Genomic DNA, 13,488 nt, shown 5'->3' with positions numbered 1-13,488 from the left:
CGGAGGGGCCATGATCACCGAACAACACACCGCCGCGCCGCCGACTGCCGATCCGCTGCACTTCCGGCGCGTGCTGGGCAACTATCCCACCGGGGTCTGCATCGTCACGGCGCTGGACCCGGAGCGCGGTCCCATCGGGATGACAGTGGGCTCCTTCGCCTCGGTGTCGCTGGACCCGCCGCTGGTGTCCTTTATGCCGATGCGGAACTCTGGCACCTTCGAGCGGATCCGCAGCCTGGGCCGGTTCTGCGTCAACGTCCTGTCCGCAGGGCAGGCCGAAACCTGCCGCCGGTTCGCCCGGCACGACGGCGAACGCTTCGCCGACCTGGCCTGGCACCCCGCGCCGTCGGGTGCACCGGTGATCGACGGTTCGCTGGCCTGGATCGACTGCACGCTCACCGACGTGCACCCGGCCGGGGACCACTACATCGCCGTCGGCGCCGTCGACGGACTTGACGCCGACGGCGGAGGAGGGGTCCCTCTGCTGTTCTTCCAAGGCGGCTACGGCCGCTTCAGCAACCTGACGCTGACCGCCGGCGGCGAGGACGTCCTGGCCGGGAACCTGCTGCTGGCCGACCTGGCCCGGCCGCACATCGAGGAGCTGTCCCGGCGCTTCGGCGTCGAGTGCCATGCCACCGGCAGGGCCGGCGGGAACCTGATCCAGCTGGCCTTCAGCGGCCCGTCGGCCCACGTCACCAAGGTGGGACTGCGGCTGCCCTTCCTGCCGCCGATGGGCGCAGGGTTCGTGGCCTGGGCGGACCCGCCGGCGGTCGAGCGCTGGATGGCCGGCGGGGAGCACCAAGCCGGAACAGACGGCACGGCCAGCAGCCGGGCAGCCTTGGCGCGGATGCTCGCCGGTATCCGGGAGCGCGGCTGGCTGGCGGTCCCGGCGGACGAACGGCGGCAGGTCGTGGAAGGGATCGTGGACCGGCTCGCGGCGCACGGCCCGCTGCCGGCGGCCGAACGGGAACTGACGCAGCTGCTCGGTGGCCTGCCGCACAGCCACCCCGTGGAAGCGGATCCGTTGGCGGGCCCACTGCATTCGCTGACCGTGCCGGTCTTCGGCCCGGACGGCCAGGTGGCACTGCTGCTGACCCTGAACTCACTGGACGGCCAGGACTCGGCCGGGCACCCCTGCCGGCTGGCCGGGCTGCGCCGGGCCGCGGCGGCCATCACTGCAGCCATCGGCGGCACAGTTCCGGCGTCCCGGCAACAGAACCTGCACCACCACTAAGCACCATTTGTCCTCTACCACGCGTCCGGTCACCGGGCGCGCAGGCCGCGCTGCGGCCCCGAACAAAGGAATCACCATGACCAAGACCCGGAACCTCCTCACAGCGGGCCTGCTCGGAGCCGGCCTGCTCGCCCTGACCGCCTGCGGCGGGACGGCCGCCTCCACGTCCAATAGTGCCGACGCCGGGGAAACCCGGAAGATCAATGTGACAGTGGCCCCCGTGGTAGATACCAGCCCCGTCTACCTCGCGCAGCAGCAGGGGCTGTTCAAGAAGAAGAACCTAGAGGTGACCATCAGCGTGGCCCCGACCGCCGGGGCGCGCATCCCGGCCCTGGTCTCCGGGGCCGCCCAGTTCGGCCTGGTGGGATCGGCCGACGTGCTGCAGGCCGCCTCCGCCGGCATCCCGCTGCGCGCCGTGGGCACCACCTCGGTGACCACCAAGGATCCGGCCCGGGACACCGGCAAGGTCTTCGTCGCCGCCGACAGCGACGTGAAGGACCCTGCCGACCTGAACGGGCGCGCCGTTGCCGTCGGCGGGCTGGGCGGCGGCGGCGAGCTCTCGCTGCGCGCGGCCCTGGACGAGGCGGGCGCGGACAGCTCCAAGGTGAAATTCCTGGAGGTGCCGTTCGACAGCATGCTCAACTCCCTGGAAACCGGGCAGGTGGATGCAATCAGCACCGTCGCCCCGTTCACCGACGCCGCGAAGGCCAGCGGGGCGCGCGAGATCATGTCCCCGGGCGCCCTGGCCGTGCCCGGTGCCACCCAGCAGATCCTGGTGACCACGCAGGACTACCTGGGCAAGGACCCGGAGGCGGCCAAGGACTTCGTCGACGCCATGGCGGAAGCCACCGAGTATGCGGCCGAGAATCCCCAGGCCGTGCGCAAGATCCTGCCGACCTTCAGCAAGACGCCGCAGAAGGTGGCCGACACCATGCAGCTGCCGGTCTTCGACCCGGACCTGACGGTGGAGCGGGTCAGGATCTGGTCCGACCTGATGCTCAGGTACGGCTTCGTCAAGAAGGAAGTGAACGTCGATGAGCTTGTGGCAGAGGTCCGGTAGCGTGGCTGAGTCTGCGGCGTCCCCGCACGCCGCACCTCCGGTAGTGCCCAGGCCGGGCCGCCCGGCCGCTCCCGCGGGGACGGCCGGGGCCCGCCCCAGGAACCGGGGAACCGGCGCCGGCTGGTGGAAGGGCGCCGCCGCGGTAGCCGGTGCGCTCGTGTGCTGGGAAGCCGGGATCCGGACCGGGTTGCTGCCGGCAAGCGTGTTCCCCGCCATGTCCCAGACATTTGCCCGGCTCGGGCAGCTGCTGGGCGAGGCGGGATTCTGGGCCGCGTTCGGGCAGACTATGGCCGGCTGGATCCTCGGCGTGCTGATCGCCGTCGGCCTCGGCCTGCCGGTGGGGATGCTGCTGGGACGGATCGGTCTGCTCTACCGCTCCTCCCGCCTGATGGTCGACTTCCTGCGCACCATCCCGTCGGTGGCCGTCATTCCGCTGGTCACCCTGCTCTTCGGGGCGACCCTGGAGATGAAGGTCATGCTCGTGGCCTTCGGCTCGTTCTGGCCGTTTATGCTCCAAGTCGCCTACGGGGTGCAGGACACCGACAAGGTGCTCGTGGACACGGTCCGCTCATTCCGGCTCTCCACCGGCCGCGCGGCGTGGTACGTGTTCTCCCCGTCCGCGCTGCCGTTCGCGGTCACCGGCCTGCGGATCGCGGCGGTGACGGGCCTGCTGCTGACGATCTCCAGCGAGATCCTCGGCTCGGCGCCCGGCCTGGGCCTGGAGCTCGCCCTGGCGCAGACCGGCGGCGACCTGAGCCTGACCTACGCCTACATCGTCTTCATCGGACTGTTGGGAGTCGCCTTGAACCTGGTGCTGAACGCTTCGTCACGAAGAGTCCTGTTCTGGCATGCCTCGGTGCGCGGTGATGCAGCATGAACGCCGTGCTCGCCCGCAGCCGGACGCTGCTGATCGAAATCTGGATGCCCGTGCTCGTGTTCGCCCTGTGGTGGGCGGCCAGCGCCGGCAGCCAGTCGCTATACTTCCCGCCGCTGCCACGCATCGTCAGCCAGTTGGGCGAGCTGCTGGCCTCGCGCTTCGCCTCCGACGTGTTGCCCAGCCTGCAGAACTTCGGGCTGGGACTGCTCATCGCCGTCGTCCTGGGCATTGGCCTCGGGATGCTGCTGGGCCTGGTCCCGGCCCTGTATCGGCCGCTGCAGCCCCTGCTGGAATTCCTGCGGGCCATCCCCGGCGTGGCGATCCTGCCGGTGATGCTATTCATCTTCGGCATCGGTACCGAAATGAAGGTGGCGGTGATCGCCTTCGGCGCGCTGTGGCCGGTGCTGCTGAACACCGTCGACGGCGTGCGGAGCGTGGATGGGCTGGTGCGGGAGGTCTCCCGCAGCTACCGCCTGCGCCTGGCGGACTACCTGTGGCGGGTGGTGCTGCCGGCGGCCTCGCCCCAGATCATCTCGGGCATCCGGATCAGCGTCTCGCTGGCAGTCGTACTCATCGTGGCCAGCGAATACATCGCCTCCACCGAGGGCATCGGCTACGTCCAGCTGCAGTCCGCGCGGCTGTTCCAGATGGATCTGATGTGGGCGGCGCTGCTGCTGCTGGGCGTGCTGGGTTACCTCGTCAATATTCTTTTCCGCTACGTCGAACACGTGGTCCTGCGCTGGCACCGCGGGGCCCGGGGCAACAACCAAGGAGGCCGGTCATGACCGAATCCACCATCCAAACCCAGCAGGCGGGCCTGGGCACCCCGGTGCTGTCCGCCAACGGCCTGGCCAAGACCTACGGCACCGGACAGGCGGCCCGCCAAGTGCTCGGCGACATCTCCTTCGAGGTGTACGACGGCGAAACGGTGTGCATCGTCGGCCCGTCCGGCGCCGGCAAGACCACGCTGCTGCGCTGCCTCTCCGGCCTCATGCCGGCCTCCGGCGGCACCGTGCGGCTGCGGGACGAGACGGTCACCGAGCCGCCGGCCGGGCTCGCCGTCGTCTTCCAGGACTACAGCCGCTCGCTGATGCCCTGGATGACGGTGCGCGCCAACGTGGAACTGCCGCTGCGCGGGACGCCCGGGCTGTCCAAGGCCGGCCGCCGGGAGCGGGCGTTGACGGCGCTGGCCAGCGTGGGGCTGGACGGCTGCGGCCACCAGTACCCGTGGCAGCTCTCCGGCGGCATGCAGCAGCGTGTGGCGATCGCCCGGGCGCTGGCCTACGAACCCGCGGTGCTGCTGATGGACGAGCCCTTCGCCTCCGTGGACGCGCAGACCCGCGCCGACCTGGAAGACCTCACCCACACCATTAAGGAGCGTTACAACATGACGATCCTGCTGGTGACCCACGACATCGAGGAATCGGTGTACCTGGCGGACCGGGTCATCGTCCTGTCCGGCACCCCGACCAGCGTCTCGGAAATCGTGCCGGTGGACCTGCCCTACCCGCGCGACCAGGTGCACACCAAGTCCACCCCGGCCTTCGCCGCCCTGCGCACCCACGTGATGGGCCTGATCCGGAAGCCGGAGGAGACAGCATGAGCCTGGTAGCCCGGACTGAAACCGGCCTGGCGGCGCCGCTCGCCGCGGTCTTCATCGAGGCACGCACCGCGTTGGCCTTCGGCGACGGGCCGGTCACCGAGGCGCAGCTGCGCCGGCTGCACGAGCTGGCGCGCTTCGGCCCGACGGCGTTCAACGGCCAGCCGCTGCGGGTGAGCTACCTGCGCCAGGGTGCGGCACGGGAACGCTTGGCCGGCCACCTGACCGAGCGTAACCGGGACAAGGCGCTGGCCGCGCCGCTGACCGCCATCCTGTCCGTGGACACGGCCTGGCACGAGCGGCTGGCCGAGGTCTTCGCCCATGCCCCCGCGGTGCGCGATCGCCTCGCCGCCGACCCGGCGGAACGGCGGCGCACCGGCTGGGAGAACGCGCACGTGCAGGCCGGTTACTACCTGCTGGCCGCCCGGGCCGCCGGGCTGGCGGTGGGCCCGATGGGCGGCTTCGACCGGGCCGGGGTGGACCGGGAGTTCTTCCCCGCAGGCACGCGGGAGAGCTTCCTGGTGGTGAACCTCGGCCACCCGCTTCCCGGTGCATGGCGCGAGCCGCGGCTGCCGCGGCTCGGCTACGACGACGTGGTGGAGGTGCTTGGATGAGCGACACCGTCTTCCTCGAGCTCGCCGTCGACCTGGCCTGGCAGGCCCGGCGCGCCGGGAACCGGCCGTTCGGCTCCGCCGTCGTCGATCCGGCCGGAACCCTGGTCGCCACCGGCCTGAACACGGCGGTGACCAGCGGCGACGTCACCGGGCACTCCGAGACCAACGCCGTGCGGGCCGCCCTCGCCCAAGCCGGCACCCCGGCGACCGGAATCCCGCTGGCCGGCCACACCCTCTACTCCAGCACCGAACCGTGCATCATGTGCACCGGTGCCCTGTACCTCGCCGGGATCAGCCGGGTGGTCTACGCCCTACGGTCCGCGGAGCTGGACCGGCTCTCCGGCCCCAACCCCGGCGTGCGGATGCTCCCATTCTCCCTCGACGCCGCCCTGCAAGCCGGAGACGGGCTGACCGTCTCGGAGTATGTGCCCCTGGCCGCCGCCAGGGAAGTCCACCTTGACTGCCGGAAGGATCCCTCATGACCCACGAACAGTTCGTCACCCTCACCGCCACCGACGGGCACACGTTCCGCGCCTACACGTCCGCCCCAGACGGCGCGGAACCGGTGGACGCCATCGTGCTGCTGCACGAGATTTTCGGCATCAACAAGTACATGCGGACCATGGCCCGCGAATTCGCCGAGGCCGGCTACCTGGCGATCGTTCCGGACCTGTTCGCCCGGCAGGAAAAGGACGTGGAACTGGCCTACACCGGAGCGGACTTCGACCATGCCATCGAGTTGCGCGACAATCTGGACTTCGCCCTGGTGCTCGAGGACATTGCCGCCGCGATCGGCTGGACCCATGCCGGAGAACGTTCCACCGGCCGCACCGGCGCCCTAGGCTACTGCCTCGGCGGCGGGCTGGCCTTCATGGCCGCCAGGGAACTGGACCTCGACTGCGCGGTGAGCTACTACGGCGTGGGCGTCCAGGACCGAATCGGGCTTGCGGAGCATATCGACATACCGGTGCTGTTCCATTTCGCCGAGCACGACCACTACTGCCCGGAACCGGCGCGGGAACTGATCAGGCAGGCGTTCAGGGGAAGGCGCAATACCGAAATGTATTTGTATCCGGGCATGGGACACGCCTTCGCCACCTATGAAAGGGACTCGTTCGACAGTCTGGCCACCAAGTTAGCTTGGGAGCGGACCATGGCCTTCCTCGACGCCTACTTGGCCAGCCGCAGCACGGTCATTCGGTAGGGCGCAGTCTTCGTCCCTAACCTCTTGCCTGGGACCTTCATGTCGCCTGTCACCGCGTTCCCTCCCGGCCTATTAGGACCAAAGCACACTCGAACTACGGGCCAGTCAGCCCGCGCTGATGGCCGCTTAACCGGCTGATTCCCAGCAACCAATATCTCAAGGAGTGTTGATGACCCTGATCCTGACCGCGTCCGAACTGGAAACCATCTCGGACATGCCCAAAACCATCGCGGCGGTCGAGAAGGCTTTCAAAGCGATTGGCTCCGGAACCGCCGTCCAACCACAGCCCACCTCCATGCAATTATCCGGCGATGACGCCTGCTTCATCGTCATGGCCGGTCTCGCCACAGGCCCCGAACTGGCCGTGACCAAGCTCTTGGCCGATCTGCCGGCTAATGCCTCAGCCGGCCTGCCATCCCAGCGTTCGGCCATCGTTCTTGTGGATCGTGTTACCGGCGAACTGCGAGCCCTGCTTGACGGCCGTGTACCGACCCGCATCCGCACTGCGGCAGCATCTGCGGTTGCCAGCCGCTATCTGGCAAGAAAGGACGCCGCAACACTCGGCCTTGTCGGAGCGGGGGCGTTGGCTGTGGCACACGTCGAATCAATCAGCCATGTACTCCCCATCAAAAACGTGGTCGTATGGTCAAGAACAGCATCAACCCTGCGGAAGTTCCGGGAACAGGTCAGCCACCTGCCCGTCGCGGTGTCCATCGCTGCAAACCCCAGGGACATTGTTGACGCCAGCGACGTGGTGTGCACACTCACCCCCTCGGAGGACCCTATAGTGCGGGGAGAATGGCTAAGGGAGGGACAGCACCTAAATGTCGTCGGTGCGCGTCCCAGACCCACGCACCGGGAAGTGGACGGACACGCCATGCAAAAGGCAGCCGTATTCGTCGACAGTCTTGAGACGGCGTCAACCAAATCCGGCGACTTTCTCTGCGCAGTATCCGAAAGATACATAGACGCCTCTGCTATCCGTGCAGAACTCGGACACGTCATAGTTGGAAAAGCGTTAGGTCGGACGAGCCCTCAGGAAATCACGCTGTTCAATTCCGTGGGCATCGGCATGCTTGACCTCGCCATAGGAGGAATCATGGTCGACGCCGCACATAATGCGGGCCTCGGAACGCACGTAGAGCTCGCAGCCTGATGCATCCTTAGACAAATACAAAGCAACCGCCGGAACCGGTTAAAGGTCTGCCAGGAACAGCTGGACATCGCCCGTGAAGAAGCCCTGCCTTTGGCCGTGCCCGACGGACGACGCGGAGTAGTCATCACCCGGCACCGCCACGATGCCTGGTCCCTGCAAGCACTCCCTATCACACGACCTATGAGCGGAAATACCGGAAACGCCATAAGGACCGCTGCCCCTGCCACAGCCCGCACCTCACCGAGACTTGGCGGCGCTTGGAACAGCGCCGTCGGAGACGGATGCCGCCGCTAAGGGCAACGCGCAGATTAACCCCTGCCGGTGCTCCCCGGGCATCCGTTCCGCCGGTTACTACCGGTAGGCGCGCCGGATCCGGACTCCCCTATAGGGTCCGGATCCGGCTCTGGCTAAAGCACTGTTTCCCACGAAGAGCCGGCTCCCGCAGGAGTCGTCACGTTGCTGCATAAGCCGGTCCTCCGGCACGGCACTCCGATCCGACCCCTCGCGGTCAAGATTCGCACAATGCTCGGTACGGCTGTGATTGAAATATGAGCCTGAATTTCATATCGCTGTTTACCGGCACGCGGTCAACGGCACCAAAGCACTTCACGGGACCTCATCCGGTCCCCCAGCCCCTCTGACCCGGAAATATCGATCCATGACACACAAAGTCACCCTCAAAGTAGCTGCCGGAACCGGCTGGAAGGCCCTCCAGGAGCAGCTGGACACCGCACATGAAGAAGTCCGGTCCCTGGCCATAACCGGCCGACGACACGGACTACTCGTCACCCGGCACAGCCACGATACGTATACCGTCACCGTCAGTGCCGAGGTCCCCTACGGCATGACCCATGAACGGGAAGACCGGGGAATGCCCTAAGGAATACCCGCCCTGCCAGGCGCCACACCTCCCTGAGGCCTGACGGTGCTCCCCGGGCGTCCGTTCGGCCGGTTACTGCCGGCGGCCGTGCCGGGTCCGGACCTCATCCCCTGCCAGGTCCGGATCCGGCACCGGCCAAACCATTCCCTCAACTAAGGCGTGCTTCCTGACAGACCCCCACTGTCGCACAAGCCGGTCCTTCAGCGCACCACTCCCCCGTCAGTTGCCGACAGTTAATAAGGAGCGGATTTTCGGGCTTGTCAGATTCGCGTATACCCCGCCCGCAAAAAAGCCCGGTGAAGGTACCCTAAACGCTACAGTTGAAGCTATGACGGCCCACATCGTCGGCTACGCCCGCGTCTCGACCAATGACCAGGACCTCACCGCGCAACGGAACGGGCTGGCCGCCCTCGGAGTGCCCGACGACAGGATCTATACCGACCACGGGCTCACCGGTACCAGCCGCGACCGGCCCGGCCTGCGCGAGGCCCTGGCCGCCGTCCGCGCCGGCGACACCCTGGTGGTCACCAAGCTCGACCGGCTCGCCCGGTCCCTGCCCGACGCCCGCAACATCGTCGAAGAACTGACAAAGAAGAATGTGAAGCTGAGCATCGGCGGATCCGTCCACGACCCGACCGACCCGGTCGGCCGGCTGCTCTTCAACGTCCTGGCCATGGTCGCCGAGTTCGAAGCCGACCTCATCCGCGCCCGCACCCGGGAAGGCATGCAGGTGGCCAAGGCCAAGGGAAGGCTGCGCGGCAAGCAGCCCAAGCTCACCAAGGCCCAGGAAGCCCACCTCGTCTCCCTATATAAGGGAGGCCAGCACACCACAACCGAGATCGCTTCCCTGTTCAACGTCGCCCGCTCCACGGTGTACCGCATCGTGCAGCGCACGCCTACCACCTAAGGTGCATTGCCAAAGTCGGCGGTGTTCCTCGGGATAATGGCTGCATGACCCCGGCCAATGTGCTGGCCCTCGTTGAGCAGCATGTGATCTCCACAGCTTGGAAGCGGCATCGGCTCTTCTTCCAGCGCATGGTGCAGACCGATGACGTCCACCTCGATTTCGTCATCGACGGCAGGCCCCCCACAGGACTGGATCCAGGAGTGGGAAGTCACGGACACCCCTCCCGGGGAGGTCTTCTTTCTCGCCTCGGACTGCCCGGACCTGGCCGTCGAGCAGATCGAGCGACTGCTCGGTCGCCTCCCCCACCAGTACCGGAACCGGGCATGCCTGCTGTTCTGCCGGTTCTGCTGCGACGAAGGCTGTGCATCGGTCACCGCCGACATCCGCCCGGGAACGGAATGGTCTGTTGTGGAGCCTCGGTTGGGATGTCGCCTAGCAGCCTTCAACTTGCTTGCCTGTTGGATCGACCAGGCCAAAGCCGATCGGGCATGACTGTCGGTGCAGCAACGAAGCGTTAGACCGATGGTTATGTGAAATGTGAACATCGGTTTAATGCGATCCTTGAGCATGTGCGACGACCACAGATAGATCACCAGATTCCCGAGCCCACGGTCGAGGACCTGGAAAGAATTGGCAAACTATTGCGTCACATCGGCGGACAGCAAGTGATTTGGGGTGCAAAGGAATCCCTTGACGTCTGGGTAATAGAGCAGCGTGCCAGACTCGATCAGCGGATGTCCGAGCGAATCCGCATCACCTCTTGGGCCCTAGTCGCCGCGACAGTCGCCTTGGTCGTATGCACTGCTGGTCTCATTTGGGCGACGCTTGCTGCTTGACTGCGGCTCGTTCCCGGAAGCGCCCGGTGAAGAATCGCCTGTCGGACGTCCGCGGTAGGGTCGCACCATGTCCCTCACGAACCACCTCAGCAGCAAGGAATCGCCGATTCGGCAATTCATCTACGAGTGCGCTCCGCAGCTCGCACTGGCTGGAACCCGTGGTCGCCGGGGCCACGTGGTGGCCTCGTCTTTCGGCTTCGACGAGCTCCTTGCGCTTAGAACGCAGCTCCCCATCCCTGAAGAGGTGAAGGATCGCAAGAGCCACGCCGTTGTGGCGGGCATGGCTCTCGACTATCGCCTCCGGATGGACCTGCCCGGCTTCAACTTCGTGGAGACGGTGGCACAGAGAGGACTCGACATCCTTGCCGCGGATCCGGGCGTGGTTCACAGGGGAAAGCACATTCACAAGGTGCTGAATGATGCCTTCAACTTCGCCTATCTCACCTTGCAGAAGCGGGACAGCCACCCGCTGAACCTCGCCAGGGCGTCGGTTCCTCTCGCATGGTGCGAGAGTATCGCGCGGACAGGACCGTACGAGGCGCTCTCGGGTGAACTGGGCCGACGGATCAAACAAGCGAAAGACGCCGTCGATCTCATGCTGAGTATCGACGACTCGCTGCTCGTCGACATCGCCGTCATGCGAGACGCGGTTGAGCCGCTCCTGGATGCGTGGAACCGGGGCATCGAGGCAGGCGGTGACTACGTGCCCAACCCGCGCTTCCTTGGAAGCGTGGCAGTAGGAGGGGCAGACGCTGATTGGGCTGTCGGAGACATGCTCGTGGACCTAAAGACGAGGGAAGAGATCACCAGCTCCTGGATCAGGGACACTCTATTCCAGCTGCTTGGCTACGCACTCCTCGACCTCGACGATTCGCTGGGCATCCGCAGGGTCGGCATCCTGCTCCCCAGACAGCCCTACTTCGCGGCCTGGACCCTGGACGACCTCCTCGACGAGGATGCGAGTGAGGCGCTCCCGAGTCTCCGAGCGGATTTTGCCGTCCTGCTGACCAATAAGGGGTGAGCGCCGTCAGCGACGCCCGGCCCTGACGGACGCAGGGGCGAGGTCAGAGCGGAAACCTGTCCAGGCGGACGGTGTGACGGAAGGCGATCGGCTTACGGGCACCAGGGGTGACGTTTAGCGCTACGAAAACACCTCCGCTTACCGCTTCGATTTACACTCCGGGCGACGGGAACCCGGGAGCACCTGCTGCCTCAAGAGACGGTCCTTGATGCGACATCTTTTCAGACTGCCCGCTGGCCCGGGAGTCTCTGCATCGAACGAGGCAAGGACCGACGCTTAGGAGGCAGCGGTCATGGTCGAGTCCAATTAGCGAGACGCAGCGGTTCCACTACTCCAGGAAGGTCTTGGCTAAGAAAGCCCCTTCAGGGCTGACGGACCTGACGGCAACTCCTGATCTCCGAAATCGGGCATCGGGATACCGGGCAAATCCCACGGCACGGTATCAGGGACCCTCTCCCCGCCCTCATATTTCCCCGGCATGACCCAAATGAGTTTTTCTCCCTGCGGAGCAAAGATTACTTCCCGGCCGGCCGCCGTACCTTTTCGGAACGCCTTCTTCAGGTCGTCGACGTCGCGTACTGCCGTATGGGGATGATAGAGGACGGCAGGCCCGAGGTTGAACCGACTGCCCTGAATCTCGACGGGAAAGGCCGGGATGGGCATAGTGATCGCGCATGACCCTGAGAGCAAGGTGTTCAGGCCTGCGTAGGGTTCCCCGGAGAGAATGCCTGTGAGCGAGGTTTCGGGCGGCATCCAGGTAGCCTGGCCTTCCGCCAACAGGCGAGCGACACGTATCATCACGCGTTGTCGGTTAGTCAGCGAAACAGGAAATCTGAACGTGGCGTTCATTTTATCCTCGAGCACTGCAAGGTCCTCGACCAACAGCTCTGTGGCAGGGTCCATCAACTGCGCACCCCCGTTGGTGAACCCCTTCAGTAGCTTCTTGTCTTCGAACAGCACCTGGATGACGGATCCGGAGTCGAAGTCCCGAAGAAGCCGCAAAACGCCCTGGGCATCGGTTACACGGGCATTGGCGAACTCCATGTTCAAGCCAAAGTTCCCCGGAGCCGACAGGGCGTATGGAATCTCGGCGTCAAGCTCCAAAATTCCGTAGAAACGCGCAACGAATGCCACTCCGCGGCCACCGTCACTCTTAGCGTGCATCATGCCCTGGTGGCTGGCACGGGTAAAACCGTCCTCATCCAGGAACTCCAGCGTCACTGAAATCCGCTGATCTGCCGGCAGCGGATGGGCCGGACTGATCTCGATCCGGTCAACGGTACCTTCGTGCTGGAACCATTCCGGGCCAACCGTTTTGAACCCCTCGACGGCTGCTCCCGGAATCGTGACCCGTCTACGGACTCCGTAGTCGAGCACGCGCTGGATGTCTTCGACACCAAAGGCGTTCTTCTTCACTGCGAATTTGAATCCGAGCGGTTCCAGCTCCCCGGCGCGCGGATGCTTCGCCCGATACGCTTCGGTTACCCCGTCCCTGGACACGTGGAAATCCGTGTCCCAGTACAAGCTGCGCCCCGCAGCCAGCCCGTGAAGGTTGGAAAGCCTGGTCGATAGGTCTCCAGCTCCAGCCAGGGCGGCATTCTCCTGCCCAATGAACTTCAGGGCGTCCAGCAAGGGATTTCGCGTGGCCGCGTCCAGGATGTCGCGGTTCTCACGCCGGGCAAGATGGATGTCCAGAAGCCGTTCTCCCCAGATGGCCGGAGTCACCTCCTTGCCCTTGCCCAAGCCACTCACATAAATGCTTTCCTTGTCCGTCGGATTGCATGGCACTACCAACGTCCACACGGGCGGTGCGTGGTTCGTCCATGCGGCGTCAAACGATTCCTTGATCTGCCGCCGCCGGGTGTCCCGGAATCCACCGGAAAAACCCTCGGGAAAGTGCTTGAGCTGGAAGATGTGCTTGATCTTGCCGGTTTCGTCGTAGACGGCAACATCAATGCCCCCGTCTCCGCCCCGCCCGTCCAGCGCCGCGGCTGTAGATTCAGGCGGCCGGTGATACATGCGCAACAGCAACGCTTCAACCACGCGGTTAAAGTCCTCTTCGCTGATGTGCTTCCAGTTGATACTGCCTTCGTGCATGC

14 protein-coding genes are annotated in these 13,488 nt (G+C 65.7%); 12 read left to right on the top strand and 2 right to left on the bottom strand.

The genetic code is table 11. From position 1 onward, the window contains the following. Nucleotides 1-10: 10 nt before the first annotated feature. From LVY72_RS14175 to LVY72_RS14125, 11 genes are all read left to right on the top strand, one after another. Nucleotides 11-1,234 (top strand): flavin reductase, encoded by a 1,224-nt coding sequence (locus LVY72_RS14175; RefSeq protein ID WP_237821963.1) that lies wholly within the window; start codon nt 11-13, stop codon nt 1,232-1,234. A 76-nt stretch (nt 1,235-1,310) separates the two neighbouring features. Next, nucleotides 1,311-2,294 (top strand): ABC transporter substrate-binding protein, encoded by a 984-nt coding sequence (locus LVY72_RS14170; RefSeq protein WP_237821961.1) that lies wholly within the window; start codon nt 1,311-1,313, stop codon nt 2,292-2,294. 214 nt (nt 2,295-2,508) lie between these two features. Continuing rightward, complete coding sequence (locus tag LVY72_RS14165) at nt 2,509-3,171, top strand: ABC transporter permease (RefSeq protein ID WP_237821959.1); 663 nt, start codon at nt 2,509-2,511, stop codon at nt 3,169-3,171. Next, complete coding sequence (locus LVY72_RS14160) at nt 3,168-3,956, top strand: ABC transporter permease (RefSeq protein ID WP_237821957.1); 789 nt, start codon at nt 3,168-3,170, stop codon at nt 3,954-3,956. Before LVY72_RS14165 ends, LVY72_RS14160 begins: the two co-directional genes overlap by 4 nt. Beyond that, nucleotides 3,953-4,774: an ABC transporter ATP-binding protein gene (locus LVY72_RS14155; protein WP_237821955.1), complete on the top strand. Its 822-nt coding sequence runs from the start codon at nt 3,953-3,955 to the stop codon at nt 4,772-4,774. Before LVY72_RS14160 ends, LVY72_RS14155 begins: the two co-directional genes overlap by 4 nt. Then, nucleotides 4,771-5,385 carry a malonic semialdehyde reductase gene (locus tag LVY72_RS14150; RefSeq protein WP_237821953.1) on the top strand — a complete coding sequence of 205 codons (615 nt, stop codon included), beginning with the start codon at nt 4,771-4,773 and terminating at the stop codon, nt 5,383-5,385. The genes LVY72_RS14155 and LVY72_RS14150 overlap by 4 nt, the downstream gene beginning before the upstream one ends. Continuing rightward, a complete protein-coding gene (locus LVY72_RS14145; protein ID WP_237821951.1) occupies nt 5,382-5,867 on the top strand; it encodes a nucleoside deaminase in 486 nt (161 codons plus the stop codon). The genes LVY72_RS14150 and LVY72_RS14145 overlap by 4 nt, the downstream gene beginning before the upstream one ends. Next, entirely contained in the window at nt 5,864-6,589 is a 726-nt protein-coding gene (locus LVY72_RS14140; RefSeq protein ID WP_237821949.1) for a dienelactone hydrolase family protein, read from the top strand. Before LVY72_RS14145 ends, LVY72_RS14140 begins: the two co-directional genes overlap by 4 nt. A gap of 169 nt (nt 6,590-6,758) precedes the next feature. Continuing rightward, the gene (locus LVY72_RS14135; protein ID WP_237821947.1) at nt 6,759-7,745 is read left to right on the top strand and encodes an ornithine cyclodeaminase family protein; all 987 of its coding nucleotides are present in this window, start codon (nt 6,759-6,761) and stop codon (nt 7,743-7,745) included. A 658-nt stretch (nt 7,746-8,403) separates the two neighbouring features. Next, nucleotides 8,404-8,625, top strand: a complete 222-nt coding sequence (locus tag LVY72_RS14130; RefSeq protein ID WP_237821946.1) for a hypothetical protein — start codon at nt 8,404-8,406, stop codon at nt 8,623-8,625. 328 nt (nt 8,626-8,953) lie between these two features. After that, nucleotides 8,954-9,532 carry a recombinase family protein gene (locus tag LVY72_RS14125; RefSeq protein ID WP_237821944.1) on the top strand — a complete coding sequence of 193 codons (579 nt, stop codon included), beginning with the start codon at nt 8,954-8,956 and terminating at the stop codon, nt 9,530-9,532. On the opposite strand, the gene LVY72_RS14120 is transcribed toward LVY72_RS14125, so the two are convergent. After that, nucleotides 9,529-9,744, bottom strand: coding sequence for a hypothetical protein (locus LVY72_RS14120; RefSeq protein WP_237821942.1), 216 nt, complete (start codon nt 9,742-9,744; stop codon nt 9,529-9,531). The two genes, LVY72_RS14125 and LVY72_RS14120, sit on opposite strands and share 4 nt — an antisense overlap. 691 nt (nt 9,745-10,435) lie before the next feature. Between LVY72_RS14120 and LVY72_RS14115 the strand changes: the two genes are divergently transcribed. Beyond that, nucleotides 10,436-11,389, top strand: coding sequence for a hypothetical protein (locus LVY72_RS14115; protein ID WP_237821940.1), 954 nt, complete (start codon nt 10,436-10,438; stop codon nt 11,387-11,389). Between the two features lie 348 nt (nt 11,390-11,737). Here the strand turns inward: LVY72_RS14115 and LVY72_RS14110 are convergent, their stop codons facing one another. After that, nucleotides 11,738-13,486 carry a hypothetical protein gene (locus LVY72_RS14110; RefSeq protein WP_237821938.1) on the bottom strand — a complete coding sequence of 583 codons (1,749 nt, stop codon included), beginning with the start codon at nt 13,484-13,486 and terminating at the stop codon, nt 11,738-11,740. Nucleotides 13,487-13,488 lie beyond the last annotated feature (2 nt).

This window comes from Arthrobacter hankyongi (genome assembly GCF_022012395.1).
Lineage (GTDB): Bacteria > Actinomycetota > Actinomycetes > Actinomycetales > Micrococcaceae > Crystallibacter > Crystallibacter hankyongi.
Note: the sequence above shows the minus strand (reverse complement) of the source record. Positions and strands in the feature narration are given on the sequence as shown.

Coding starts and splice junctions, on each gene's coding strand:
- LVY72_RS14175 (WP_237821963.1), top strand. CDS start 11: ATGATCACCGAACAACACACCGCCGCGCCGCCGACTGCCGATCCGCTG.
- LVY72_RS14170 (WP_237821961.1), top strand. CDS start 1,311: ATGACCAAGACCCGGAACCTCCTCACAGCGGGCCTGCTCGGAGCCGGC.
- LVY72_RS14165 (WP_237821959.1), top strand. CDS start 2,509: ATGTCCCAGACATTTGCCCGGCTCGGGCAGCTGCTGGGCGAGGCGGGA.
- LVY72_RS14160 (WP_237821957.1), top strand. CDS start 3,168: ATGAACGCCGTGCTCGCCCGCAGCCGGACGCTGCTGATCGAAATCTGG.
- LVY72_RS14155 (WP_237821955.1), top strand. CDS start 3,953: ATGACCGAATCCACCATCCAAACCCAGCAGGCGGGCCTGGGCACCCCG.
- LVY72_RS14150 (WP_237821953.1), top strand. CDS start 4,771: ATGAGCCTGGTAGCCCGGACTGAAACCGGCCTGGCGGCGCCGCTCGCC.
- LVY72_RS14145 (WP_237821951.1), top strand. CDS start 5,382: ATGAGCGACACCGTCTTCCTCGAGCTCGCCGTCGACCTGGCCTGGCAG.
- LVY72_RS14140 (WP_237821949.1), top strand. CDS start 5,864: ATGACCCACGAACAGTTCGTCACCCTCACCGCCACCGACGGGCACACG.
- LVY72_RS14135 (WP_237821947.1), top strand. CDS start 6,759: ATGACCCTGATCCTGACCGCGTCCGAACTGGAAACCATCTCGGACATG.
- LVY72_RS14130 (WP_237821946.1), top strand. CDS start 8,404: ATGACACACAAAGTCACCCTCAAAGTAGCTGCCGGAACCGGCTGGAAG.
- LVY72_RS14125 (WP_237821944.1), top strand. CDS start 8,954: ATGACGGCCCACATCGTCGGCTACGCCCGCGTCTCGACCAATGACCAG.
- LVY72_RS14115 (WP_237821940.1), top strand. CDS start 10,436: ATGTCCCTCACGAACCACCTCAGCAGCAAGGAATCGCCGATTCGGCAA.
- LVY72_RS14110 (WP_237821938.1), bottom strand. CDS start 13,486: ATGCACGAAGGCAGTATCAACTGGAAGCACATCAGCGAAGAGGACTTT.